Source organism: Gramella sp. MT6, assembly GCF_019357415.1.
Lineage (GTDB): Bacteria > Bacteroidota > Bacteroidia > Flavobacteriales > Flavobacteriaceae > Christiangramia.
The window spans coordinates 3,471,272-3,495,236 of record NZ_CP048410.1; the positions used below are offsets into that span (position 1 = coordinate 3,471,272).

Annotated in this window: 28 protein-coding genes; 19 read left to right on the forward strand and 9 right to left on the reverse strand. The window is 38.5% G+C overall.

The genetic code is table 11. The annotated features are described in order from the left end of the window. Window position 1 precedes the first annotated feature (1 nt). From G3I01_RS15665 to G3I01_RS15690, 6 genes are all read left to right on the forward strand, one after another. Window positions 2-763: a DUF4129 domain-containing protein gene (locus tag G3I01_RS15665; RefSeq protein WP_219549407.1), complete on the forward strand. Its 762-nt coding sequence runs from the start codon at window positions 2-4 to the stop codon at window positions 761-763. Further along, window positions 756-1,952, forward strand: a complete 1,197-nt coding sequence (locus G3I01_RS15670; protein WP_219549409.1) for a DUF4350 domain-containing protein — start codon at window positions 756-758, stop codon at window positions 1,950-1,952. The genes G3I01_RS15665 and G3I01_RS15670 overlap by 8 nt, the downstream gene beginning before the upstream one ends. Further along, window positions 1,945-2,949 (forward strand): MoxR family ATPase, encoded by a 1,005-nt coding sequence (locus G3I01_RS15675; protein WP_219549411.1) that lies wholly within the window; start codon window positions 1,945-1,947, stop codon window positions 2,947-2,949. The genes G3I01_RS15670 and G3I01_RS15675 overlap by 8 nt, the downstream gene beginning before the upstream one ends. Further along, window positions 2,949-4,280 carry a DUF58 domain-containing protein gene (locus tag G3I01_RS15680; protein ID WP_219549413.1) on the forward strand — a complete coding sequence of 444 codons (1,332 nt, stop codon included), beginning with the start codon at window positions 2,949-2,951 and terminating at the stop codon, window positions 4,278-4,280. The genes G3I01_RS15675 and G3I01_RS15680 overlap by 1 nt, the downstream gene beginning before the upstream one ends. Before the next feature lie 102 nt (window positions 4,281-4,382). Continuing rightward, window positions 4,383-4,799 (forward strand): DUF2141 domain-containing protein, encoded by a 417-nt coding sequence (locus tag G3I01_RS15685; protein WP_219549415.1) that lies wholly within the window; start codon window positions 4,383-4,385, stop codon window positions 4,797-4,799. Window positions 4,800-5,039: 240 nt separating this feature from the next. Then, entirely contained in the window at window positions 5,040-5,999 is a 960-nt protein-coding gene (locus G3I01_RS15690; protein ID WP_219549417.1) for a LysR substrate-binding domain-containing protein, read from the forward strand. A 29-nt stretch (window positions 6,000-6,028) separates the two neighbouring features. On the opposite strand, the gene G3I01_RS15695 is transcribed toward G3I01_RS15690, so the two are convergent. The 3 genes from G3I01_RS15695 to G3I01_RS15705 all read right to left on the reverse strand — a co-directional run bounded on the left by G3I01_RS15695 (window position 6,029) and on the right by G3I01_RS15705 (window position 7,686). Then, window positions 6,029-6,226 (reverse strand): hypothetical protein, encoded by a 198-nt coding sequence (locus tag G3I01_RS15695; protein WP_219549419.1) that lies wholly within the window; start codon window positions 6,224-6,226, stop codon window positions 6,029-6,031. 136 nt (window positions 6,227-6,362) lie between these two features. Next, window positions 6,363-7,163 (reverse strand): TIGR00266 family protein, encoded by an 801-nt coding sequence (locus tag G3I01_RS15700; RefSeq protein WP_219549421.1) that lies wholly within the window; start codon window positions 7,161-7,163, stop codon window positions 6,363-6,365. Window positions 7,164-7,224: 61 nt separating this feature from the next. Further along, window positions 7,225-7,686 carry a DUF4442 domain-containing protein gene (locus G3I01_RS15705; protein WP_219549423.1) on the reverse strand — a complete coding sequence of 154 codons (462 nt, stop codon included), beginning with the start codon at window positions 7,684-7,686 and terminating at the stop codon, window positions 7,225-7,227. 322 nt (window positions 7,687-8,008) lie between these two features. Here G3I01_RS15705 and G3I01_RS15710 point away from each other — a divergent pair, with 322 nt between their 5' ends. From G3I01_RS15710 to G3I01_RS15735, 6 genes are all read left to right on the forward strand, one after another. Next, on the forward strand, window positions 8,009-8,548 hold the full coding sequence (locus G3I01_RS15710) for a DUF4870 domain-containing protein (protein ID WP_219549425.1): 540 nt from the start codon (window positions 8,009-8,011) through the stop codon (window positions 8,546-8,548). After that, window positions 8,545-8,889 carry a PadR family transcriptional regulator gene (locus G3I01_RS15715; protein ID WP_089664992.1) on the forward strand — a complete coding sequence of 115 codons (345 nt, stop codon included), beginning with the start codon at window positions 8,545-8,547 and terminating at the stop codon, window positions 8,887-8,889. The genes G3I01_RS15710 and G3I01_RS15715 overlap by 4 nt, the downstream gene beginning before the upstream one ends. Beyond that, window positions 8,882-10,645 carry a PspC domain-containing protein gene (locus G3I01_RS15720; protein ID WP_219549426.1) on the forward strand — a complete coding sequence of 588 codons (1,764 nt, stop codon included), beginning with the start codon at window positions 8,882-8,884 and terminating at the stop codon, window positions 10,643-10,645. Before G3I01_RS15715 ends, G3I01_RS15720 begins: the two co-directional genes overlap by 8 nt. Then, window positions 10,642-10,797 carry a hypothetical protein gene (locus G3I01_RS15725; RefSeq protein WP_219549428.1) on the forward strand — a complete coding sequence of 52 codons (156 nt, stop codon included), beginning with the start codon at window positions 10,642-10,644 and terminating at the stop codon, window positions 10,795-10,797. Before G3I01_RS15720 ends, G3I01_RS15725 begins: the two co-directional genes overlap by 4 nt. 67 nt (window positions 10,798-10,864) lie before the next feature. Beyond that, on the forward strand, window positions 10,865-11,707 hold the full coding sequence (locus G3I01_RS15730) for a DUF2807 domain-containing protein (RefSeq protein WP_219549430.1): 843 nt from the start codon (window positions 10,865-10,867) through the stop codon (window positions 11,705-11,707). Between the two features lie 87 nt (window positions 11,708-11,794). Further along, a complete protein-coding gene (locus tag G3I01_RS15735) occupies window positions 11,795-12,097 on the forward strand; it encodes a hypothetical protein (protein ID WP_219549432.1) in 303 nt (100 codons plus the stop codon). 86 nt (window positions 12,098-12,183) lie between these two features. Here G3I01_RS15735 and trxB read toward each other — a convergent pair whose 3' ends face one another. Then, complete coding sequence (gene trxB / locus G3I01_RS15740; protein ID WP_219549434.1) at window positions 12,184-13,176, reverse strand: thioredoxin-disulfide reductase; 993 nt, start codon at window positions 13,174-13,176, stop codon at window positions 12,184-12,186. Between the two features lie 155 nt (window positions 13,177-13,331). On the opposite strand from trxB, the gene G3I01_RS15745 reads away from it, so the two are divergent. The 7 genes from G3I01_RS15745 to G3I01_RS15775 all read left to right on the forward strand — a co-directional run bounded on the left by G3I01_RS15745 (window position 13,332) and on the right by G3I01_RS15775 (window position 18,827). Continuing rightward, window positions 13,332-13,970: a trimeric intracellular cation channel family protein gene (locus G3I01_RS15745; RefSeq protein ID WP_219549436.1), complete on the forward strand. Its 639-nt coding sequence runs from the start codon at window positions 13,332-13,334 to the stop codon at window positions 13,968-13,970. Window positions 13,971-14,026: 56 nt separating this feature from the next. Next, window positions 14,027-14,737 carry a response regulator transcription factor gene (locus G3I01_RS15750; RefSeq protein WP_219549438.1) on the forward strand — a complete coding sequence of 237 codons (711 nt, stop codon included), beginning with the start codon at window positions 14,027-14,029 and terminating at the stop codon, window positions 14,735-14,737. A 162-nt stretch (window positions 14,738-14,899) separates the two neighbouring features. Beyond that, window positions 14,900-15,664 carry a hypothetical protein gene (locus tag G3I01_RS15755; protein WP_219549440.1) on the forward strand — a complete coding sequence of 255 codons (765 nt, stop codon included), beginning with the start codon at window positions 14,900-14,902 and terminating at the stop codon, window positions 15,662-15,664. 138 nt (window positions 15,665-15,802) lie between these two features. Then, on the forward strand, window positions 15,803-16,591 hold the full coding sequence (locus G3I01_RS15760; RefSeq protein WP_219549442.1) for a hypothetical protein: 789 nt from the start codon (window positions 15,803-15,805) through the stop codon (window positions 16,589-16,591). Between the two features lie 5 nt (window positions 16,592-16,596). After that, window positions 16,597-17,127: a nuclear transport factor 2 family protein gene (locus tag G3I01_RS15765; RefSeq protein WP_219549444.1), complete on the forward strand. Its 531-nt coding sequence runs from the start codon at window positions 16,597-16,599 to the stop codon at window positions 17,125-17,127. A 10-nt stretch (window positions 17,128-17,137) separates the two neighbouring features. Further along, window positions 17,138-18,079, forward strand: a complete 942-nt coding sequence (locus G3I01_RS15770) for an NAD-dependent epimerase/dehydratase family protein (protein ID WP_219549446.1) — start codon at window positions 17,138-17,140, stop codon at window positions 18,077-18,079. Window positions 18,080-18,137: 58 nt separating this feature from the next. Further along, window positions 18,138-18,827 (forward strand): hypothetical protein, encoded by a 690-nt coding sequence (locus G3I01_RS15775; protein WP_219549448.1) that lies wholly within the window; start codon window positions 18,138-18,140, stop codon window positions 18,825-18,827. Window positions 18,828-18,904: 77 nt separating this feature from the next. On the opposite strand, the gene G3I01_RS15780 is transcribed toward G3I01_RS15775, so the two are convergent. The 5 genes from G3I01_RS15780 to accC form a co-directional block, all read right to left on the reverse strand. Continuing rightward, complete coding sequence (locus tag G3I01_RS15780) at window positions 18,905-19,318, reverse strand: DUF6691 family protein (protein WP_219549450.1); 414 nt, start codon at window positions 19,316-19,318, stop codon at window positions 18,905-18,907. Window positions 19,319-19,321: 3 nt separating this feature from the next. Then, the gene (locus G3I01_RS15785; RefSeq protein WP_219549452.1) at window positions 19,322-19,879 is read right to left on the reverse strand and encodes a YeeE/YedE thiosulfate transporter family protein; all 558 of its coding nucleotides are present in this window, start codon (window positions 19,877-19,879) and stop codon (window positions 19,322-19,324) included. A 64-nt stretch (window positions 19,880-19,943) separates the two neighbouring features. Continuing rightward, entirely contained in the window at window positions 19,944-20,846 is a 903-nt protein-coding gene (locus tag G3I01_RS15790; RefSeq protein ID WP_219549454.1) for an NAD(P)-dependent oxidoreductase, read from the reverse strand. Between the two features lie 102 nt (window positions 20,847-20,948). After that, the gene (locus tag G3I01_RS15795; protein ID WP_219549456.1) at window positions 20,949-22,490 is read right to left on the reverse strand and encodes an acyl-CoA carboxylase subunit beta; all 1,542 of its coding nucleotides are present in this window, start codon (window positions 22,488-22,490) and stop codon (window positions 20,949-20,951) included. Window positions 22,491-22,506: 16 nt separating this feature from the next. Further along, window positions 22,507-23,949: an acetyl-CoA carboxylase biotin carboxylase subunit gene (gene accC / locus G3I01_RS15800; protein WP_219549458.1), complete on the reverse strand. Its 1,443-nt coding sequence runs from the start codon at window positions 23,947-23,949 to the stop codon at window positions 22,507-22,509. Between the last annotated feature and the right edge of the window lie 16 nt (window positions 23,950-23,965).

A 23,965-nucleotide genomic window follows, 5' to 3' on the forward strand; every position in this document is an offset into this window, starting at 1 on the left:
CTTGAAAAACCGAATTCTTGTCATTATTCTTTTTCTTTTCTTCGGAAATATCTATCCGCAGCAGGCTGATTCCATTGCTGAAAGGAGAGAGATAAAATATGATAAGACCAATGGTCTGGCCCCACTGGATTTTGATGAAGAAAAAATTTCAGAATATAGAGAACAGGAAGATTTTGATTATTTAGATGAAGTTGAAAATGAGAACTGGTGGACGCGTTTCAAAAAGTGGATCAATGCAAAATATAACCAGTTTATCAACTGGCTTTTTGGAGATTATGAACCAAATTCTGTACTCGCAATATTTATCACCATACTTCCATGGTTACTACTGCTTATCCTAATTGGTCTAATAATATGGTTATTCTCCAGGTTAAATCCCGGTGGAAATATTCTACAGAAACCGAAACAAAGTGAAGTTTTCCTTACGGAAGAAGAAGAACTGGTAAAGAGTCAGAATCTTCCTGCCCTTATCAAAGAAGCTATACATAATGGGCAATTCCGGCTAGCCGTGCGCTATTATTATTTGAACGAACTGCGTAAGCTGGATGAAATGAAACTCATAGATTACGAATATCAGAAAACAAACAAAGATTATTCAGAAGAGATAAAAGATGAAAAGATACGTAGTCACTTTTCTGAGATCACCAAGTTGTATGAATTCATCTGGTATGGAAGTTTCCAGGTTTCCGAAACAGATTTCAGGCTCGTGGAAAAAGGTTTTTTACGAATGGAAGAGGTATTAAAATCGGTAAGCTATGAATAGGACCTATAAGATCGCTTTTGGCCTTTTTCTACTTCTCATCATTTCGCTGGCATGGTTAGAAAGTTCTGAACCCGATCCAATTAACTGGACACCGAGTTTTACTGCAAAAGACAAAATCCCTCTTGGAGCCTTCGTTTTTTACGAAAGCTGGAAGAGTCAACAGCCAGATAATATTGCAGATATCAGGGTTCCGCCCTATGAATTCCTTAGCGACACTACCGTGCAAGGAACCTATTTCTTCCTTAACAATTACGTAGATTTCGATGATAATGAACTGGATAATGTCCTGGCATGGGTTTCAAGGGGAAACAAATTATTCATTTCAGCCTATAATTTTGGTGAGAATTTAACCGATACCCTAAAATTGGAGACCGCTTCATTTATTAGCTCTGACGAGTTCAAATCCAGGCCACAATTGAACCTGGTGAATTCCTCGCTAAAATTTGAAAAACCATTGGAATTTGACCATGATCTACCGGCATTATTTTTCCAAAAGATCGATACCACTAATAACCTGGTTCTGGGAACGGCCAGTTTTGGTGGGACAGATCCTGAAGAAAAGATCAATTTTATAAAAAGGGAATTTGGAAATGGGGAAATATATCTGCATTCTACCCCGCAGGCTTTCAGTAATTATTTTTTACTGAAAGAAGAAAACTATAAATATGCTGAGGCTCTTCTGGCCTATTTCGCTGGCAATAATATTCTTTGGGACGCTTATTATAAATCTGGCAAGAGTTTTTACAGCTCTCCGCTTTATATTCTTTTAAATAATAGGCCACTGAAATGGGCGTATTATTTCGTACTTATCTCAGCGATTCTTTTCGTGCTATTCGAAGGTAAAAGAAAACAAAGATCCATTCCGGTTGTAGATCCTCCAATGAACAAATCTTATGAGTTCACAGAAACTGTCTCACAGTTATACCTCGAGCAAAAGAAATTTCACGAACTTGGACTCAAGAAGATCGCACTTTTCATGGAGTATATAAGAACTGAATACAGGTTGGATACCTCAGATCTAAATGAGCAGTTCTATAAAGATCTATCGGTTAAAAGTGAAAAAAGTATTGAAGACACAAAAAAGCTGTTTGAAAGAATCTCTTATTTTCAGGATGAGAAGCGAAATGAAAGGGATGATTTCTTTGAACTAAGCAAACACATAAATTCATTTAAGAAGAAACATGGATAATCAGGAAATAAATCCTCATGAAGAGGAGATAAAATTTGAGAACAGAATTCCGTTGGATGGTTTAAAGGATTCAGTTGCAAAATTAAAGGACCAGCTATCCAGGGTGATCGTTGGCCAGGAAAACTTTGTGGAACTACTCATCGTAGGGATGTTATCTAATGGCCATGTGCTAATAGAAGGTGTTCCGGGAGTGGCTAAGACAATCACTGCAAAGCTATTTGCCAAATGCCTTAAGACAGATTTTAGCCGGATACAATTTACGCCAGACCTTATGCCGAGTGATGTTTTGGGAACTTCAGTTTTTAATATGAAGTCTTCAGAATTTGAATTTAAAAAAGGTCCGATATTTTCAAATATCATTCTGATTGATGAAATAAACCGTGCCCCGGCAAAAACTCAGGCAGCTCTTTTTGAGGTGATGGAAGAACGCCAGGTGACCATAGACGGAAAAATGTATACTATGGAAGCACCCTTTATGGTTCTGGCAACTCAGAACCCAATAGAACAGGAAGGAACCTATGCCCTGCCCGAGGCCCAGTTAGATCGATTCCTTTTTAAGATCGAAGTAGATTATCCCGATTTTGAAGATGAAGTAAAGATCCTGAAAACTCATCATGATAGGAAAGGTAAACTACCCGAAGCAGAGATCGAAGCTGTGCTAACCCCTGAAATGATAGCTGAGCTTAGAAACCAGATCCACGAGATCATTGTAGAAGAAAAATTGCTGAATTATATCGCAGAGATCATCAACAAAACTAGAAATCACCCGCACTTGTATCTGGGAGCGAGTCCACGCGCTTCTATCGCGGTAATGAATTCTGCGAAAGCTTATGCAGCCGTGAACGGACGCGATTTTGTGATCCCAGAGGATATAAAGAATGTCCTTAAACCAGTAATCGCTCATCGATTAATTCTCTCTCCAGACAGGGAAATGGAAGGAATGACCGCTGGTAGTGTGATAGATATGATAGCTCAATCTGTAGAAATACCTCGTTAGTGCTAAAATTTTTGAGATCATTATATTTTGGAAGAAGGCTTTTCTATGCCCTTTTCGCTATTTCCGCACTTTTTCTGGTTTCATACTGGTTCGAACCATTATATCGAATAACCTGGATTTTAGCCTCAATTCTGCTGGTACTTTTACTCACAGATCTCATTACTCTTTTTAAAGGCCCTCCTATTGAGGCAGAAAGATACTTACCTGAGAAATTCTCGAATTCAGATGAAAATGTAGTTAAGGTCAGCATTAAAAATAATTATGGATTCAAGGTGAATTCTGAAGTGATCGATGAGATCCCTGTACAATTTCAAAAAAGGGATTTTCTTAGATCTTCTGAAATCCCTGCACATTCCACAATAGATTTTGAATATTATTTAAAGCCATTGCAAAGAGGAGAATATGTATTCGGGAACCTGAATATATTTATCTTTACTTTCCTTAAACTGGTAAAAAGAAGATTCATCTTTAATAAAGATCAGATGGTGAAGGTTTATCCTTCATTTATTCAAATGAAAAAACTGGATTTTCTGGCCCTGGACCAGAAGATAAGTTTACATGGTATTAAACGGATTAGGAGAATTGGTCATACCATGGAATTTGAACAGATCAAAGAATATGTTCGAGGAGATGATGTGAGGACTATTAACTGGAAAGCCACCGCCAAGCACGGCAATCTAATGGTAAATCAATTCCAGGATGAAAGATCTCAGCCAGTTTACTCCATTATAGATTGCGGAAGAGCAATGAAAATGCCTTTTGAAGGCTTAAGCCTATTGGATTATGCCATCAACAGTACTCTGGCATTTTCTAACGTGGCTTTAAAAAAGAAGGATAAGGTAGGTATGCTAAGCTTTTCGAATAAAATAGATAACCTGCAAAAAGCCAGTTCCAAACTAAGCCAGTTGAACAGGATCATGGAAGCTCTTTATAATGTAAATACCAGTTTTTTTGATAGTGATTTCAGCCTGCTATACTCCAGAGTAAAAAAACACATAAGCCACCGCAGCCTTTTGATGGTCTATACCAATTTTGAGCATATTTCTGGGCTGCAAAGACAACTTCCGTTCTTAAAAGCATTGGCAAAGCAACACCTTGTAGTTGTAATTTTCTTCGAGAATACCGAGATCACTAATTTAACTAAGATGATCCCTGAAAATGTAAGTGAAAGTGCTCACCAGATCGTGGCTGAGCAATTCTCACACAACAAACTATTAATGGCAAAGGAGCTGCAAAGACATGGTATACAAACATTACTTACGCGTCCTGAAGATCTAAGTATCAACGCGATAAATAAATACCTGGAGATCAAGTCCAGAGGATTACTTTAGAAAATACGATTCAGTTTTAAAATTCTACAGTTCGGTTAAAACTTTTTCCGGAAACTGTACTTTGAGTCTAAGTTTGTTCCATAATCAAAAAACAAGATCATTATGAAAACAATCGCAGTATTAGTAGCCATGTTAATTGGAGCCCTGGTTCAGGCACAAGCAGAAAAGTCTGGAAACATCAGTGCCACCGTACCTAATGTTATAGGAACTGAAGGAAATGTAAAATTCGGATTATATTCTGAAGATACTTTTATGAAAGCAGCTCCCGAATATTCGGTTATGGCTGAAATCCAGGATGGAAAAGCCATCGCAAATTTTGAAAATATTCCTCAAGGTACTTATGCCCTTCTAGTTATGCACGATAAAAACGATAATGGAAAAATGGATTTCGACGCCAGTGGTATTCCGACAGAAAATTATGGTTCAAGCGGAACTGGAATGAGCTATGGACCACCAAGCTGGGACCATTCTAAATTTGAATTCAAAGGAGAACAAAAGGAACTGGAAATACGATTTTAGGAGATCACCTATGGTTCATTATTGGATCATCAACATCAGTCAAAAAAGCGAATAGAATTATTAAAGAGAATTAACCGGCCAGGATAAATCGGGCAACGGTCATCAAAATCGAAGTATTTACTATCATCACAAATCCAAACCCCTTCCTCAAAAGGAAGGGGTTTGTTATAGATAAAACAAAGTTAAATCTTATTTAAAATAAGAAAAACTTATACCTTTGTATTAGCAAAATTTGTTAAGATGACTATCACCCAACTCCATTATGTACTTGCGGTTGCAGAACATAAGAATTTCACTAAGGCCGCGCAAAAAGTATTTGTTACCCAGCCTACTTTAAGTATGCAGATCCAGAAACTGGAGGAGGAACTTGAAGTAACTATTTTTGACAGGACCAAGAAACCTATCCAGCTTACTGAGGTTGGAGAAAAAATAGTTCAGCAGGCACGGAATATCGTAAATGAAAGTGACAGGATCCAGGATATCGTAGATCAACAAAAAGGCTTTATAGGAGGAATTTTCAGGCTTGGAGTTATCCCTACGATCATGCCTACCTTATTACCAATGTTCATTGGTAGCTTTATAAAAAAATATCCCAAGGTAAAACTTAAGATCGAAGAGCTTCATACAGAAGCTATCCTCGAAAAACTTAAAGAAGGTCATCTGGATGCAGCTATTGCCGCGACTCCACTTGAGGTTGAAGGTATTAAGGAAAATGTGCTCTATTACGAGCCTTTTGTACCGTACGTACCAGCCGACCAGCAGAAGATAGATTCAGAAAAGATAAACGTCGAAGACCTTGATATCAATAAGATCCTTTTGCTGGAAGACGGACATTGTTTTAAGGACGGGATCATCAATTTATGTAAGGCTTCCAGGGATTATGGAGATGACCAGCTCCAACTTGAAAGCGGAAGTTTTGAAACCCTTATCAAACTTGCCAACGAAGGACTGGGTATGACCTTACTACCCTACTTACATACTCTGGATCTAAAAGATTCAGAAAAGAAGAACCTGAAGATGTTTCACGATCCGGTTCCTGCACGGGAAGTAAGTCTTATTTACAACCGCAGTGAATTAAAAATGCAGATCATTGAAGCCATAAGAAGTACAATCGCTGGTGTTGTAAAGGGAGCGATCACCTTCCAGAATGTCAAGATCATTAGCCCTCTCAATAAAAAGAAGGAATACGATACAAATTAAAAAAAGCGGCTAAAAGCCGCTTTTTTTCTTTATGTATTTAAATAAATTAAACATTGATTTAATTCTGGATTCTGCCTGGTTAATGCAACTATCCAAAGTCGTAATTCCTCTATTTCGTGAGGAAGCAAACGTTGAATCGCTTTCTTAACCTCCTTACAGAACAAATTAGCATCAAAACTTACTTTGTCAAGTATCGTCTTGGTGTATTCAAACATTGCTCTCGCCATAATTTGAATTAGTTTAGGTTAAAGTTAGATTGATAAAAACGAGTAGAATTATACTATAGGCAGTATTTATTTTTTGGTTAGCTAAATATAGTAAAACTCATTAGATTTTAACAATTGTTTTATAAGTTTAACAAAATTAGAATCTATTATCTCCACTTATTACATCTCCAATACCTCCCAGGATACTGCCCTCACCTTTATCTTTTCCTCCACCCTGTGGTGCCGCCTGATGTATTCTGCTAGCTAATCTGCTAAACGGTAAAGATTGTATATAAACTGTACCTGGTCCAGTTAAGGTCGCAAAAAATAAGCCTTCACCTCCAAACAATGTATTTCTAATACCTCCAACAAATTCGATATCATAGTCTACCGTTTGAGTGAAACCTATTATACATCCTGTATCGACTTTTAACTTTTCTCCTGGTTGTAATTCTTTTCTAGCCATGGTTCCACCGGCATGAACAAAAGCCATCCCATCACCTTCTACTTTTTGCATGATAAAACCTTCACCACCAAAGAAACCTCTTCCCAGTTTTTTACTGAATTCGATCCCTATGGAAACCCCTTTAGCAGCACATAAAAAGGCATCTTTCTGGCATATAAATTTGCCATTGAACCTGGTAAGATCTATAGGTATCACCTTCCCGGGATAGGGAGAGGCAAAACTTATCTTCTTTTTACCCTGAACTTCATTGGAAAATATGGTCATAAACAGACTTTCTCCAGTCAGGAGGCGTTTTCCAGCTCCTAAAACCTTTCCAAGAAAACCTTCATTTTGTTTGGAACCATCACCAAAAATGGTATCCATTTTAATACCATTATCCATCATCATAAAATTACCGGCTTCGGCGATCACGGCTTCCTGTGGGTCTAATTCAAGCTCCACATATTGCATTTCCTCTCCAAAGATCTGATAGTCTATTTCGTGTGCATTCATAATTCTTTTTTTTGATTGATGTATTAATTTTCAGCTATAGGTAGGTATCTAATGACCAATGTTACTGTTTTGACTTAAGTTTAACAGTCCACTCGAATTCGAAAACCGACACTTCTACTCCATCCTCATTTAAACCAATAGATTTCATCCAGAAAGTTTCGCCTTCGCCGGTCTTCACGGTTCGCTCTAAGGCTTGGTTCACTTTATTGCCGTCATAACAGGTAAATTTGATCTTACCGGTGGCCTTCTTTGTAAAAACTGCTTTGTTCTGTGCCACTAACATTGAGATCTTTTTATCTGACTGCTGTATTTTATTCATCACCAATGCTCCTGTACTTAGCTCAGCAGCCATCGCCTGTACCGCAAAATACATGGAGTTGAAAGGGTTTTGATTTATCCACCGATGCTTCACTCCTATCTCACATTGAGATTGGTCTATTTGTTTCACCCTCACCCCACATAACCAGGCACTTGGTAATTTCAACATTAAAAAAGAATTCAGTTTAGAAGGAGAAAGCTTCATTTATAAGGATTTTGGTTGATTTTTCTATAAAAGTAGGAAATATGTTGCAGTATTCAATTCTTAATATTTTGTTAATTTTCAGTACTATGTGTTGCATAATACCTTCTTTTAGATATATATTTGTATAAGATTCTAATAGGTTATATAAATATCAATCAAAAAACATCATGAAATATTCATCTCACACTCAGGTAATTAGAATGGAGGAAACTAAAAACTCCACCATTACAAAAACACAGATCTATCTAGCTGTAACTTTTATTTACATCTATTTTATCACAGCTATTTTCTTCTAATATCAATCAAAGCAAAAAATCAAAGAATGACCACTGAAACCATCCACAATAACAAAACACTGGCTGCCGTACTTCATCTATCGGTATTCACAAAGTATTTCATACCGCTTGGAAACTTTATTTTTCCAATGCTGTTATGGCTAGCCCGCAAACAGGATCCTTTTGTAGATCATCACGGAAGAAATGCCCTGAACTTTCAGATAAGCATGTTCCTCTACACTATTTTCCTGGTTGCAGTTGGAGCCGCCACCTTTGTTTACTTCGGACTGAGATTCACCGCAAATGAACCGCTATTTTTTGCACAAGATTCATTTGTAATTGAGAATTTCACTGATGCTTTGCCCTTTTTCATCACTGTGGGCATCCTAGGAATATTATTATTAGGTCTTTTTGTGCTTGAACTATTTGCAGTCATCAATGCAAGTATCAAAGCAAACGAAGGTCAGTTATATAATTATCCGCTAACCATCAATTTTTTGAGTTCGGAAAAACCGGACGACACTAATCATCAATTTAATCAATCAAGAAATGAACAGTTTAATGACACCCAAAAACAAACACTATGAAGATTGAAAATACAAAAGCCCAGATGCGTAAGGGTGTACTGGAATACTGTATCCTCTCGGTTCTCCGGGATGAAGACGCCTACGTGGCAGAGATTCTGGATACATTAAAAGACGCAAAACTATTGGTTGTGGAGGGAACAATCTATCCCCTACTTACCAGGCTTAAAAATGCAGGATTACTCAATTATCGTTGGGAAGAATCCACCAGTGGGCCACCAAGAAAATATTACGGGCTCACCGAAACAGGAAAAATATTTCTCAGGGAACTAACCGGTACCTGGGAAGAATTGCAATCTGCAGTTAACATCGTAACCACTCAAAAAAAGAAGAACCATGAATAAGACAGTAAATATAAATCTTGCCGGCACATTCTTTCATATAGATGAAGATGCCTATGCCAGACTACAAAGGTATCTGGAAGCCATAAGGCATTCTTTCTCGAATACGCAGGGTCGTGATGAGATCATCTCAGACATCGAGGCTCGTATTGCTGAATTATTTAATGAGAAGATCAAGAATGACCGTCAGGTTATCAGCATAAAAGAAGTAGAAGAAGTAATCGCTATCATGGGGCAACCTGAAGATTATATGGTAGACGAAGAGATCTTTGAAGACGAACCTAAAAGGACGAAAACTACTAAAACAGTAGGAAAGCAACTATACAGAGATACTGAGAATGGCCATGTGGGAGGCGTATCTTCAGGACTGGGACATTACCTGGGAATTGAAGCTATCTGGGTAAGATTATTATGGATCTTACTAACCATCTTCTCCAGTGGAGCATTCATCCTTATCTATATCGCTTTCTGGATCTTTGTGCCTGAAGCAAAAACCACAGCCGATAAACTGGCTATGCGCGGAGAGGAGGTAACCGTCAGCAATATCGAGAAAAAGATACGTGAGGGTTTTCACGAGGTTTCAGATAGTATAAAAAATGTAGACTATGAGAAATATGGCAAAAAGGCTTCTGCCGGTGCCAGCTCTGCAGCTACGACCCTTGGTGGTATCATCAAGTTCTGTCTGAAACTGATCGTAAAATTCGTTGGAATTCTGTTATTATTAATCGCCGGTTCTACCTTGATCGGACTATTTGTAGGCTTATTTGCGGTTGGAACTTTCGGGATCATAGAAGCTCCCTGGACAGATTATATAGAAATGGTGAACAGTGGAGCACCGCTGTGGTTAATTTCGATACTGGCATTCTTTGCGGTAGGAATTCCATTCTTTTTCTTATTTGTTTTAGGACTTAAGATCCTTGTAAGAAACCTGAAATCTATAGGAAGAATAGCACTACTTACGCTACTTGGATTATGGTTGATCTCTGTAATAGGCTTAACCGTGGTTGGCGTTAGCCAGGCTACGAACAGGGCTTTTGACGGTGAAGTGGCAGATACCGAAAAACTGGCCATAACACCTACAGATACCTTATTCTTAAGAATGCGAAATAATAGTGAATATACCGGGAGAACATGGAGAAGTTCAGATTTTAGACTGGCATATGATAATAATGACAAGATCTTAGTTGGGAATGACATTAGTTTAATCGTAAGATCTACCAAGGATTCATTGGGTAAGATGGAGATCTTGAAGTCAGCCGAAGGTAAGAACTACCAGGATGCTAAGGATAGAGCTGCCAATATTAATTATTCCACAAGTCTTTTAGGAAATGAATTATTTCTGGATAGTTATTTCACATCTGATGCCAGCTATGGATATCGCGACCAGGAAGTTGAGATCACGCTGTATTTGCCGGAAGGTATAGTATTATATGCAGATGATAACACCTCTTCTTTCCACAGAAACGATAGCTTTTCCGGAGGTATTCTGAATAGTGGTGAGGAAGGTCACTTTCTTAAAATAATGGAAGATGAAACCATTTGCGAAGACTGTCCGGTAGATACCTGGGACAGCGAAGATGATACCTGGGAAGAAGATTCTGAAGACTGGGACAGCTCAGACGATTTTAATGCCAGGATCGACGTAAACGGAGAAGAAATGAATATTCGTGTTAATGACGAAGGAGTTGAAGTGAACGATCAAAAAGTGAATCGTATTAAAATAGACAGTAATGGAGTAGAGATAAATCATGGATCATGAGTACATTAATCAACCTGGTAATAGGCTTTTTGATGGCGATTCTATTCGGCCAGCAAATAGAAGAACCTAAAACTGTACACCACGATTTTCAAACCGATACTATTAAAGTATTTGAAAATCTCGAAGCCCGGCAACATATACTGGAAACCTAATCAATCAAGAACAAAAGCCTCTAATCAGAGGCTTTTGTTATATTTGGTCTTAATCTAAATCTAATTCATGTTTAAAAAACTTCCTTTTGTGCTACTTATAATTTTTATTTCCTGTAAATCTCAGGAAAAGGTTAAAGGCAGCAGAAATGTAAAAACAGAACAATATGACCTTTCATCTTTCCATTCTATACAAGCTAAAGGCGATTTTAAGATCGGGATTTTAAAGGGAAACCGACCTATGATCGAAATAGAAGCAGATGATAACCTGCATGATCTAATTCAAACAGAAGTAAGAGATGGCATTTTATATATCAAGCCTTTCAAGGAATTTAGCCGAACCAAAAAACAGGAATTAAGGATCATCTTTTCAGATACTCTAAAAGATATTCTGGTTGCCGGAGAGGTTGAATTAGAATCACTTCAGGACCTTTACCTTGGTGATTTTAAACTGGAAACCAGAAAAGATGCCAAGACGTTCCTAACGATAAAGGCGAGAGACTTCAGACTTATTCAAAATGATGATGCCAAATCTGAACTAAATATCACCGCTACCACAGTTGATTTTCAGCTGAATCAATCTTCAGATCTAAAAGCACTTGTAAATGCTCCAGATCTCAATGTTGATATTTATGAGAAAGCCGTTGCCAGAATTGAGGGCGACCTTAAGAATTTTAAGATTAGAGCAGACCAATCTTCCAGTTTTGATGGAGAAAATCTCACCAGTGTTACTGCAGAGTTACTAGCACAGGGAAACGCAAAGGTAAATATCAACGCAACAGATAATCTTAATGTTAGAGCTACTGGTAATAGCGAGATAGATGTCTTCAATGAACCACAGATTAACCTTATCGAGTTTAAGGATGAGGCGGTGATCGCTAAAAAAGAATTTGGAAAAGGTCTTTTTCAATAAACTGTCTTTGCCAAAGTTTTCAAAAATAAAATTGTAGTAAGCCTTCTATGATATAGTTTTACCTGGTTTTTAAAACTATAAACAGATATGAAATATTTAATTAAAAACAGCCTTATCCTTCTTGCAGTTATACTTGGATTTGTTTCCTGTAGAAATACAGATGAAGACAACCAGGAAAAGACTGAAGTAGAGCGTATGATGGAAGATCCAGATAATAAGGTGGAAGTCAAAGACGGAGGGGATAAAATTAAAATAGAAACTCCAGAAGGCACCGAGGTTAAGATCAAGAAAGATGACGGAGAATACAAAGAAAAAATTGACAGAGCTGATGGCAGCGAATCTAAAGTAAAAATTGATGATGGTGAAGTTAAGGTGAAAACCGACAACTAGTCTAGTTATATCTTTTACTCTTAAACCAATTCAAATAAAAAGTCCCGCAATTGCGGGACTTTTTTTATGTTATGAACAAAACAGGTCTATACTGTTTCCGGTCTTGTTTGTGGTCTTTCAATATCTTCCTCAGTTTCGATCTCTGCAAGGTAACGTTCAGCATCGAGGGCGGCCATACAACCGGTTCCTGCCGCTGTTACTGCCTGACGATATATTTTATCCTGAACATCTCCGGAAGCAAAAACACCCGGAATATTAGTTCTGGTAGATTTATTTTCAGTGATAACATAACCAGTTTCGTCCATATCTAACCAGCCTTTGAAAATATCTGTATTTGGTTTATGACCAATAGCAACAAAGAATCCGGTGATCTTGATCTCTTCCTTCTCCCCTGTTTGATTGTTTACCATTCTTAATCCTTCTACCACCTGGTCTCCAAGGATCTCATCAACTTCAGTATTATACCTAAGGTCAATATTCTTGGTGTTTTCAACTCTATGCTGCATTGCTTTAGAAGCCTTCATATAGTCCTTACGCACCAACATAGTCACCTTATTACAAATATTAGCCAGATAAGTAGCTTCCTCGGCAGCGGTATCTCCACCACCTACGATCGCTACATCCTGACCTTTATAGAAGAATCCGTCGCAAACCGCACAGGCAGAAACTCCACCTCCACGTAATTTTTGCTCGCTAGGCAATCCTAAGTATTTAGCAGTAGCACCAGTAGAAATAATTACAGATTCTGCTTCGATCCATTTGGAGTTATCTACACATACTCTATGAATTCCTCCAACTTCTTTAGAAAAATTAACCTCAGTGATCATTCCTATGCGCACTTCTGTTCCGAATCTTTCTGCCTGTTCCTGAAGGTCCATCATCATTTTTGGGCCATCAATTCCCTGAGGATACCCTGGGAAATTATCAACTTCGGTAGTTGTGGTAAGCTGACCTCCTGGCTCCATACCTGTATACATTACCGGTTTAAGATCTGCACGAGAGGCATAGATCGCCGCAGTATAACCTGCTGGACCAGAACCTATTATCAAACACTTAACTCTTTCTATAGTTTCACTCATTTTTTTTTTTTACACGATATAAAAGTAGGTAGTTTAGTAGAAAACTTACACCTTTTGTTATTAAGATCGTCTATTTGTTGATAAACCTAAAAAATAAAGGCAGAATTCTGCCACACTTTCAGCAAATTTAAAAGATAAAATTACCTTTGCCAAGCATGGAATTGAGTTTGTTTAACATACTGGATGTATTGGGAACCATCGCCTTTGCTATTTCGGGAGCACTTTCTGCAATGAACCGGCGGCTGGATATTTTCGGAATTTTTATCATCGCCTTTGTAACCGCTATTGGTGGTGGAACCATACGAGATGTACTCATTGGAAATACCCCGGTAACCTGGATGGAAAATGTGGTGTATGTATACCTCATTGGGGTAGTGACCATCTTTGCAATTATATTCAGAAATAAACTGAATTATCTTAAAAAATCACTCTTTCTTTTCGATACCATTGGTCTGGGAGTTTTTACCATAACTGGAGTAGAAACAGGAATTCAAAATGGCCTTGACCCTATCCTCTCTGTAGCTTTGGGTGCTATGACCGGAACCTTTGGCGGGGTAATAAGGGATATTCTTTGTAATGAGATCCCGGTGATCTTTAGAAAAGAGATCTATGCCACAGCCTGTCTTATAGGTGCCATGGCCTACATTATTTTATACAATATGAACGTAGATGCAGATATTATTTATCTGGTCACTACTTTAACTGTTATTAGCATCCGCCTTGTCGTGGTGAAATATCACCTTACTTTACCTTCCTTTTATCCGGTTCAACCAAAAAGCAGCAAAAGAAGATAACACACTCCATTTAATTGATTATCAATAGTTTCAGTATCTTTATAAAAATTTACTGGATGGCCGAGTCGGAAAAAATAATAATTGTTGAAAATGACATTCCCATGGCTGCGAAGTTATCTCTGCAACTAAACCGGCTGGGGTATAACATAACCGGTATATTCTCCAGGGCAAAAGACGCATTGCATTTTCTAGAGCAGGAAATTCCAGATCTTATACTTCTGGACGATCGGCTTAAAGGACAATTAAACGGTATTGAAACCGGAAGAACTAAGAACAAACATTACTCACCAGTTATTTACTTCAATAAACGCACTGCCGAAACCCTGGATCGCTTAATACCAAGGTCCCTCAAAAGCAAAAAGGATAAATTGAAGAAGGAGATCAAAACCTCTTCTAAAAATATTCAGAAACATTCTGAAAAAGAGATCTTCAGTAAAAAAGAGCATTGTATTCTTAACGACCGTATTTTTGTGAGGCATCATGAAAAAATGGTGAGAATATCCCTTGACGATATACATTATATTGAAGCCGACAGGAATTACTGCAAGGTATTTTTAAAGGATAAGAAATATCTCCTGGTCACGACCCTGAAAGAAGTAGACGAAAAGTTAACAGATAATCGTTTTCTCCGTATTCACAGGTCATATATCGTTAATATCTCCCACATTGATGAAATTGGGGGAAATCATGTAGTGATCTGTGCACATTCGCTTCCCTTAAGTAAAAATATGCGCCCCGAACTTTTTAAACATCTTCAAGTCATTTAAAACTCTTTAATAGGCTATTTTACAGCATATTAAACTCCCCAAATGTACTCCGGTAAATAAAAAAGCACTTCCGGTAAGTTTTTAAGCCATCTCATCCTATTTGGAATCTCTATGCCGTTTTAACTAATTAAATTCCAGATTATTAACCAAACAACTAGACCAATGAGATCAAAAAAAACAACCCTGGCAACTTTCCTTTTCTTATTCTTCATCAGTGTTTCTATTTGGGCCCAAAAAGACCGGTATCAACTCTATGTAGTTCATGAAGATCATGTGAACAACGGAATGATGGATAAACACCATACAGCGGACAAAAAAATTGTGGAAGCCGCTAAAACTAATAAGATGAAGGGAATGGACTGGATCACCTTTGTGGGTGATGATAGCCGAGTAATGTACCTATCTCCTATTAAAAATATGGCAGAACTGGATAATAACCCGTTCGAGGATCTGAAAAAGAAAATGGGAGAAAAGGAATTTGAAGATTTATTCGATTCTTATGATGGCACATATTCACAACATGGAGATTACATTTTAAGACTGGACAAAGAACTTTCTTACATGCCCGATGGAATGACCCAAACTCCCGAGGGACAGAACTACAGAGAAATCACTTTTTATCACATTCCACCGGGATCTGGTGAAAAAGCTGAGGAGCTGGCGAAAAGTGTAAAAAAGATGTATGAAGATAAAAACTCTAAAATACATTACCGCCTTTATAAAAATGGTTTTGGTACCATGGGGGCATATTTTATGGTAGCGGTCGCTGCGGAAAGTCCTGAACAACTCGAAAACCGAAGAAAGGAAAATATGGAACTTCTAGGAGAAGAAGGTAAGTCCATGCGTGATAAAATTGATAATACATTCTCTAAACAAGAAAAAGTTACTGGATATATAATGCCGGAGCTATCCTATGTATACAAATAATTATCGCCAGATCGGTCAATTTTAATTACCGTTCCAAAATTTATTGCTTCCAAAAAATATCACGCCCATATCTACTCTGTCTTTTCTGTTGTGTTACGGCATAAGTTCAAACTATTACTAATTTATAATACTATTATTATGCAATCAATCAGTAAGATTATCGGTACCATTTTCTGTTTTTTTCTTTCGTTAAGCATGTACGCTCAGGAAGGAAAAAACCAGGCTTTCTGGATCCATGAGGACCAGGTTAAACCATCTATGATGATGGAATATGAGAAGACATCTAAGGAGCTCGTTGAGGCCTGCAAGAAAAACAATGTACAGAACATTCAATGGTCTGTTGCGTCAATGGATGACGGTACATTTTTGTCCATCACACCTATTGCAAATCTCGCAGACATTCAAAATATGAATTTTGGTGACCTTCGAGAAAAGGTTGGAGATGATACGTTCAATAAGATGTTCGAAGATTTCAATAAATGTTATGAAAACCACGGTGACTATGTAACCCTTTTGGTTCCATCCCTATCTTATATGCCAGATGGTCTTACCACCACTACTCCTGGCCAGGAATACCGCGTTTGGCACAGAATGGATGTTTCTCCTGCTAATATTCAGAAGGTTCAAAGTAAAATGAAAGAGTTGAAAGACCTCTTTGCAGCAAAGAATTCCAAAATGCATTATCGTATCTACAGAAGCGGATTTGGTAACGTAGGGGACTATTTTGTTGCAGTTATTTCCGCTAAAGATGCGATGGATTATGATAGCATGAGCGCTGAGAACCAAAAATTACTAGGTAAGGAAGGTGAAAAATTGTTCAATGAAATGTTCGATTATGTAGATGCCTACTCCATTAAGCGAGGTGCTATGAGGCCAGACCTTTCATACCAGTCAACATCAGAAAACACTAAAATCGCTAAAGAATAATCATCATGAAAAAGTTATTTATAATTTTCCTCATAGCAGGGATCACTTTGTCCTGTAATGATGGGAAAAAAGAGGAAGTTAGATACACCCAGGATTCAAAAGAAATCAACACTTTAAAGGCAGCAATCAAGGATTATGAAGATGCCAACTGGGATTCTTATACAACACATTATGCAGACACGGCTAAGATCTATCATAACAGTGAGGAAAGTTTAAGTTCTAAACAACAAGTGGATATACATAAAGAAAATACAGGCTCATTATCTGCATATGGCTTTGTAGATGACGATGATGAATATGAAATGGTGTTAACAGATGATAATAACACCTGGGTCAATTACTGGGGCACCTGGAAAGGCACTATCGCTGAAAACAGCAAAGAAGTAACTATACCTATTCATTTGACCGCAAGGTTCGTTAATGGTAAAATTGTAGAGGAACATGGCTACTGGGATAATGGCATTTTTATGTCTGCCATGGAAGAAATGGAAGCTTCAAAAGCAAAGCAGGATTCTATCCAGGGTGCTGAACAGTAAAATATATAGCATGAAACATATAGGAATTACAGGAGGGGCAGGGTTTATTGGGAGTCATATTACTAAAAGGTTTCTTGATGAGGGTCATAAGGTTAAAATATCTGTTACCAATATTTCTAAAAGCAACAAATATGAACACCTCTTTGATCTTGGCAATGAGGACCGGCTCTCTATCAAAGATCTTGATGTGCAGGATATGGAATCATTAAGAAGCTTTTCCAGGGATTGCGACATCATTATTCATTGTGGTACTCCTTTTAAATTAGGCGTAGAAGATCCCAAAAAAGATCTCTTTCAGCCAACCATTAATGGAACCGAGAACTTTCTCAAGATAGTAACTGAAAACAATGATCTTGAAAAACTTGTTTTTGTCGCCTCTGTTGCCGCTTTCAACACTTCATTCCCATTCCCGGTGGAAGGCCGGGATACAGATCATTTATATACTGAAGAGGATGAACCCTTCCTTGACGAAGCTAATATTCCTTACGCTCAGGCTAAGTACTATGCAGATCAAACTGTGCGCAAGTTTATTAAAAATAATCCCGACCTAAAGACTGAAATAGTTACTGTCTCTCCGGTTACGGTTATTGGCAGAGCCTTGTCTAAAAGAGAAGATTCCACTTCAGTAGGTCTACAACAGCTTATAAAAGCTAAAGCTCCTACAGATCCGTTCATGCAACATCTTTTTGAAGAGGATGTGGAATTCGCCCTGGTAGACGTAAAAGACGTTGCCGAGGGCGTATACAGGGCTGCCACGAAAAAAGGTTTACATGCTAAGAATTATTTCCTGACTAGTGAAAGCTGGAAGATTTCTGATATTTCAAGAATGCTTAATCATGAGGATCCAGATGCAGAGGCACGTACCGTTTACAGTAATGAACTGGCTAAAAAAGAGCTTGGTCTCGATTTTAAACCAGTTAGCGAACCTTTGAAAAACTTTAGCAATCCTTGACTTCTCCTGCAAAACATTAAGGAAGAGATTTATAAGATCAACTAATCAACATTAAAAAATGAGAACATATAATAAATTGAAATCAGGGCTGGGAATAATTTTCATCTTAATCCCATTACTGAACCTTTTTGCCCAGGATGCGGCGAAAGTAGACCCTGAACATTATAAAGTTGTGGTAGATAATGATAAGGTTCGGGTACTACGAATAAATTACGATCCTGGTGAAGAGTCCAAAATGCATAGTCATCCTGAGGGAGTGGTTGTCTTCATGTCTGAAACTAAGGGGAAAATGAAAACCGAAAACGGAGAGTCCATGGACATGAATATGAAAAAGGGTGATATCATGTGGACAGAAGAAGCCAAACATCAACCTAAAAATGTGGGTGATAATCCTTTCGAGGTCATTCAAATAGAATTGAAGAACCCGGGCAACATTGCTGGAAAAAAGAGTCTGCATTTGTTCGATCTTCCTGAAGGGGTTACAGAAAAGAAGCTGAATGATTTTCTAAAGGAAATGAATATGGCTATTGCAGAAGAAGGTTATCCCGGCGCGGGCTATCATTTATATAAAATCACTGATAATAATGATGAGTATAAATACTTTATGGAGGGTGTCTGGCCAGATTCAGCTACCTATGATAAGATCCATGATTCTGAAAAATGGAAAGCTGCCGCTGATAAAGGAAAGGACTTGATAGATAAAATTCAGGCTACTGAACTTTATTTAAAAGCTGAAAAGGTAAATTAGAAAAGGCCGTTAAAAAGAAATAGGCTTAGAAAAATTAAATTTTTCTAAGCCTATTTTATTTTTTAAATCCTAAACTTTTAGTGTGGTAATTTATCCCTCACGATTCCATAAATAAATGTTCCGAGAATTGCCGCCAGAAAGACCACAATAACAGAAACATATCCAGCACCTATCAAAGTGTAAATTGGTCCCGGGCAAGCTCCCGCAAGTGCCCATCCCAGTCCGAAGATAATACCCCCGAACATGTAACGGCTAAAGCTTTTATTTTTTGGAATAAACTGGATCTCTTCCCCGTTAAAATCTTTCGCCTTTGTCTTTTTAATCCATTGTATTCCAAGTACTCCAAGTACAAGAGCTGAACCTATAATGCCATACATATGGAAAGCCTGGAACTGGAACATTTCATAGATCCTGAACCACGAAGCGGCTTCAGACTTAAACATTACGATTCCGAAAAATATACCTATAAATAAATATGCTACTACTCTCATTTTCTAAAATATTAAAGGGAATAATAAATGAACCATTATCAATCCACCGATGAAGAACCCAACCACAGCAATAAGGGAAGGTAATTGAAGATTACTTAATCCAGAGATAGCGTGCCCGGAAGTACAACCTCCGGCCCATCTTGCTCCAAAACCTATCAGCAAACCGCCAACTATTAGAATACTTAGCGATTTCCAATTGGTTAGAGCTTCTATACTATACAATTCATCTGGCAGATAAGCGCCTCCAGCACTTTCAAATCCAAGTCCTTGTAAAGTTGAAACCGTTTCAGTGTTGATATCAACAGCAGCATCGGCCGTTAAAAAATTCAAGGCGATAAAACCGCCAATGGCAGCACCAATAATAACGGTAAGGTTCCATTTTTGCGCTCGCCAGTTAAAGTCGAAAAAACTCGCTTTCCTGTCTGCACCACACATGGTACAAAGTGTTCTTAAATTCGAAGACATCCCGAATTGTTTCCCCATGAATATAAGGAGGAACATGATCAATGCTATTAGCGGCCCGGCCACATACCAGGGCCATGGTTGTAAAATAAATTCCATAACTTTTTTTTCAGTTGCAAATAAACAATAACAAGAGTCGGAAATCAGTAACAATAGTTACAAACTAATTCTTCTGGCAGTATTCCCTGAGGTTTTCCAGTACTTTATTGGAGAGCCTTTCCAGGGTTTGGGCAGACCAACCAGCGCTGGTATCGTGGGCAATGACATTATCATGATCTAAAGTTTCAGAAGAAAGATCACTTTTAGCGTCTCCATCAAAGATCGCGAAATTCTCTTTATTAACGATCCAGTTTTGAAAAGCTTTTTCATCGAAAGGCAAGCCCAGAGATGTATTAATGAAAATCTTTTTATTTCCTAGAGTCCTAAATTCTGAAGCTTGCAACAATTCTGTATTCTTTGGAAGATGAATTGAAATTACTTCACATGTTTTCAGCAGCTCCTCAAGCTCGAGATACTTCACCCCACGATCACTCCAACCATCTTTCTTGCTTCGGCTGTAGTAATAAAGATCTGCCTTAAACGGAATCAGGCACTCTGCCAGTAATTGACCTGTCACTCCAAAACCGATTATTCCTATTTTGAGATCGGTTAATTCCTGGGGTAATTCTTTCCATTGATTTCCACTATATCCATTCAATAACTGAATAAGTTCAGAAATTATGAATTCTGCCACTCCCGGATCCCCGTAGTCTTTGATCCCCGTAACCGTAATTCCCCTTTCACGGGCAAATTTCACCGCTACGTTCGCAGATTCATCATCGAAAAGACTGCAAGCCATTCCTATATATTTAATATTAGGACAAGCCTCGATGATCTTCTCATTTAATTGGGTATGCCAGGAAACAATCACGGCTTCGGCATTTCCAATTCTTTTAACGACCTCATCTTTATTATCAGGATAATCTGTATTCACCTCAACCTCTTCCTTACTAAAATTTTGTAATTCAGAGATCGCTTGCTTGTTTAATTTAGTTTGGTCTACACAGACTATTTTATTGAATTTCATAAGCTATTATTAAACCTTACAAATTTAAATGTCACGTCCTGATCTTATTCTGGGCGATCCGGGAATAAATCAAAAGGCCGAAATATCTTTCGGCCTTTTAATTTATAATGGAATATTCCCATGTTTCCTATTCGGTCTTAGTACAGATTTTGTTTCTAAAGCACTGAAAGCTTTGATAAGTTTTCTGCGGGTATCCTTTGGCATGATAACCTCATCGATAAAGCCACGCTGTGCGGCCTCAAAAGGAGTCGCAAACTTCTCTGCATATTCCGCTTCTTTTTCGGCCAGTTTCTTTTCAGGATCTTCAGCTTCTGCAATTTCTTTTCTAAAAATAATCTCAGATGCTCCCTTCGCTCCCATTACCGCGATCTCTGCAGTTGGCCACGCAAAGTTGAAGTCTGCCCCAATATGTTTCGAATTCATAACATCATAAGCCCCGCCGTAGGCCTTTCTCGTAATAACGGTAACTTTTGGCACTGTGGCTTCGCTTAACGCATAAAGCAGCTTAGCGCCGTGTAAAATGATCCCGTTCCATTCCTGGTCGGTTCCCGGTAAAAATCCAGGCACATCTACCAACACCAAAAGTGGAATATTAAAGCAGTCACAGAATCTGGTAAATCTGGCAGCCTTTTTAGAAGAATCAACATCTAATACTCCAGCCAGACTCATTGGCTGGTTGGCAATCACACCAACACTCCTGCCTCCTATTCTTGAAAAACCAACGATAATATTATCAGCATAATCCTTATGTATCTCAAAAAATGAATCATCATCGATAATTCCTTTAATGACCTCATGCATGTCATAAGGCTTATTGGAACTATCGGGAACTATATTTTCGAGAACTTCACGATGTTCATCTCCAAGTTCAAATTCAAGTTTTTCTGGAGCTTTCTTATTATTCTGCGGCATATAACTAATCAACTGCTTGATATTCTCAAGGCAGATGATATCATTGGCAGCGGTAACGTGGGTAACTCCAGATTTTGTAGAATGCGTGCTTGCACCCCCAAGTTCCTCTGAAGTAACCTCTTCATTGGTGACAGTTTTCACCACGTTTGGTCCGGTTACGAACATATAAGACGTATCCTCTACCATCAGGGTAAAATCGGTCATCGCTGGAGAATATACCGCTCCACCAGCACAAGGTCCCATGATCGCTGATATCTGCGGAACCACTCCCGAAGCCTTCACATTACGGTGAAAAATATCGGCATAACCACCCAGGGACTTCACCCCTTCCTGGATTCGAGCACCACCTGAATCATTTAATCCTATGATGGGCGCTCCAACCTTAACAGCCATATCCATGATCTTACAGATCTTTTCGGCATGGGTTTCCGATAGGGAACCACCAAAAACAGTAAAATCCTGAGCAAAGACATAAACCAGGCGGCCATGAATTGTTCCATACCCGGTAACTACTCCGTCACCATAGAACTTTTGTTTATCCATTCCGAAATCGGTAGTACGATGGGTTACTAAAATTCCTATTTCTTCAAAAGAATTCTCATCTAAAAGGTAATTCACCCGCTCACGAGCGGTCAACTTTTTCTTTTCGTGTTGTTTGGCAATTCTTTTATCACCTCCACCCTTATGGGCTTCAGCGATCTTATCTTTTAATTTATCGAGGTTCTGACTCATCTCTGAATTCTGAATTTTAGTTGTGTGGTAATCTTAATTGCTCCTTATCGGATAAATATTGCTTCAGTGCCATTAATGCCGCAAGTTTGGCTTCTTCTTCGGTCTCTTCTTTCAAAGCTTCCGGAGAATAATATTTTTTGACAAAGTGCGTATCGAAATTTCCGCTTCTAAAAGCTTCATGCTGAAATACGAATTTTCCGAAAGGCAAAGTAGTACTTACTCCTTCTACGATATAGTGATCTATAGCCTTTATCATCATCTGGATAGCTTCTTCCCTGGTCTTACCGTAGGTTATAAGCTTGGCCAGCATAGGGTCATAATAAATAGGAACTTCCATTCCCTCTTCGAACCCGTTATCGAGCCTGATCCCTTCTCCTACAGGAACCTGATATTTTTCTAAAGTTCCCGTACTTGGCATGAAATCTTCCAGCGGATCTTCAGCATATACCCTTAGTTCCATCGCATGACCTTTAATTTTGAGATCATCCTGGGAAAACTGAATTTTTTCACCTCGGGCAACCAAGATCTGTTGCTCTACAAGGTCTACCCCTGTAATATATTCTGTTACCGGATGCTCTACCTGAAGCCTGGTGTTCATCTCCAGGAAATAGAAGTTCCTGTTTTCATCAAAAAGGAATTCAACTGTTCCAGCTCCTACATAATCGCAGGCTTTGGCAACTTTTACAGCGGCTTTACCCATCTCTTTTCTTAAAGCATCATCAAGAACTACAGAAGGGGCTTCTTCAACTACCTTCTGGTGCCTACGTTGTATACTGCATTCCCTTTCGAATAAATGGAGGTAATTACCATGAGTATCTGCCAGCACCTGGATTTCTATATGCCTTGGTGAAGACACATATTTCTCAATAAAAACGGAACCATCACCGAAGGCAGATTCTGCCTCTGAGATTGCACGTTTCATCTGGTCTTCCAGGTCTTTTTCCCTTTCCACGATACGCATTCCCTTTCCTCCACCACCGGCAGAAGCTTTGATAAGGATAGGAAAACCAATGTCTTTTGCTATTTTTTTTGCTTTTTCGGTATCGGTGATCGCTTCATCGATCCCGGGAACCATAGGGATATCATATTTCTTCACCGCATCTTTCGCCGCGAGTTTACTTCCCATGATCTTAATGGCCTTTGATCCCGGACCAATCCAGGTAATACCATTCTTCTCAACCGATTCCGCAAAGTTGGCATTTTCACTTAAGAAACCATATCCCGGGTGAATTCCATCAACATTTAGTTTTTTAGCTACTTCTATAATCTTATCGCCTTTCAGGTAAGATTCGCTGGATGGAGCTTCTCCAATGCAAACAGCTTCATCTGCAAATTTCACATGGGGTGCATTCCTGTCTGCAGTAGAATAAACCGCTACGGTATCGATTCCCATACGTTTTATGGTCTTCATTACCCTAAGTGCGATCTCTCCCCTATTGGCTACTAATATTTTCTTCATTCTGACTTATTCTGAA

Coding starts and splice junctions, on each gene's coding strand:
- G3I01_RS15785 (WP_219549452.1), bottom strand. CDS start 19,879: ATGGAATTTATTTTACAACCATGGCCCTGGTATGTGGCCGGGCCGCTA.
- G3I01_RS15780 (WP_219549450.1), bottom strand. CDS start 19,318: ATGAGAGTAGTAGCATATTTATTTATAGGTATATTTTTCGGAATCGTA.
- accC (WP_219549458.1), bottom strand. CDS start 23,949: ATGAAGAAAATATTAGTAGCCAATAGGGGAGAGATCGCACTTAGGGTA.
- G3I01_RS15735 (WP_219549432.1), top strand. CDS start 11,795: ATGAAATATTTAATTAAAAACAGCCTTATCCTTCTTGCAGTTATACTT.
- G3I01_RS15745 (WP_219549436.1), top strand. CDS start 13,332: ATGGAATTGAGTTTGTTTAACATACTGGATGTATTGGGAACCATCGCC.
- G3I01_RS15685 (WP_219549415.1), top strand. CDS start 4,383: ATGAAAACAATCGCAGTATTAGTAGCCATGTTAATTGGAGCCCTGGTT.
- G3I01_RS15710 (WP_219549425.1), top strand. CDS start 8,009: ATGACCACTGAAACCATCCACAATAACAAAACACTGGCTGCCGTACTT.
- G3I01_RS15705 (WP_219549423.1), bottom strand. CDS start 7,686: ATGAAGCTTTCTCCTTCTAAACTGAATTCTTTTTTAATGTTGAAATTA.
- G3I01_RS15775 (WP_219549448.1), top strand. CDS start 18,138: ATGAGAACATATAATAAATTGAAATCAGGGCTGGGAATAATTTTCATC.
- G3I01_RS15695 (WP_219549419.1), bottom strand. CDS start 6,226: ATGGCGAGAGCAATGTTTGAATACACCAAGACGATACTTGACAAAGTA.
- G3I01_RS15670 (WP_219549409.1), top strand. CDS start 756: ATGAATAGGACCTATAAGATCGCTTTTGGCCTTTTTCTACTTCTCATC.
- G3I01_RS15770 (WP_219549446.1), top strand. CDS start 17,138: ATGAAACATATAGGAATTACAGGAGGGGCAGGGTTTATTGGGAGTCAT.
- G3I01_RS15690 (WP_219549417.1), top strand. CDS start 5,040: ATGACTATCACCCAACTCCATTATGTACTTGCGGTTGCAGAACATAAG.
- G3I01_RS15790 (WP_219549454.1), bottom strand. CDS start 20,846: ATGAAATTCAATAAAATAGTCTGTGTAGACCAAACTAAATTAAACAAG.
- G3I01_RS15760 (WP_219549442.1), top strand. CDS start 15,803: ATGCAATCAATCAGTAAGATTATCGGTACCATTTTCTGTTTTTTTCTT.
- G3I01_RS15675 (WP_219549411.1), top strand. CDS start 1,945: ATGGATAATCAGGAAATAAATCCTCATGAAGAGGAGATAAAATTTGAG.
- G3I01_RS15750 (WP_219549438.1), top strand. CDS start 14,027: ATGGCCGAGTCGGAAAAAATAATAATTGTTGAAAATGACATTCCCATG.
- trxB (WP_219549434.1), bottom strand. CDS start 13,176: ATGAGTGAAACTATAGAAAGAGTTAAGTGTTTGATAATAGGTTCTGGT.
- G3I01_RS15765 (WP_219549444.1), top strand. CDS start 16,597: ATGAAAAAGTTATTTATAATTTTCCTCATAGCAGGGATCACTTTGTCC.
- G3I01_RS15700 (WP_219549421.1), bottom strand. CDS start 7,163: ATGAATGCACACGAAATAGACTATCAGATCTTTGGAGAGGAAATGCAA.
- G3I01_RS15755 (WP_219549440.1), top strand. CDS start 14,900: ATGAGATCAAAAAAAACAACCCTGGCAACTTTCCTTTTCTTATTCTTC.
- G3I01_RS15725 (WP_219549428.1), top strand. CDS start 10,642: ATGAGTACATTAATCAACCTGGTAATAGGCTTTTTGATGGCGATTCTA.
- G3I01_RS15730 (WP_219549430.1), top strand. CDS start 10,865: ATGTTTAAAAAACTTCCTTTTGTGCTACTTATAATTTTTATTTCCTGT.
- G3I01_RS15715 (WP_089664992.1), top strand. CDS start 8,545: ATGAAGATTGAAAATACAAAAGCCCAGATGCGTAAGGGTGTACTGGAA.
- G3I01_RS15795 (WP_219549456.1), bottom strand. CDS start 22,490: ATGAGTCAGAACCTCGATAAATTAAAAGATAAGATCGCTGAAGCCCAT.
- G3I01_RS15720 (WP_219549426.1), top strand. CDS start 8,882: ATGAATAAGACAGTAAATATAAATCTTGCCGGCACATTCTTTCATATA.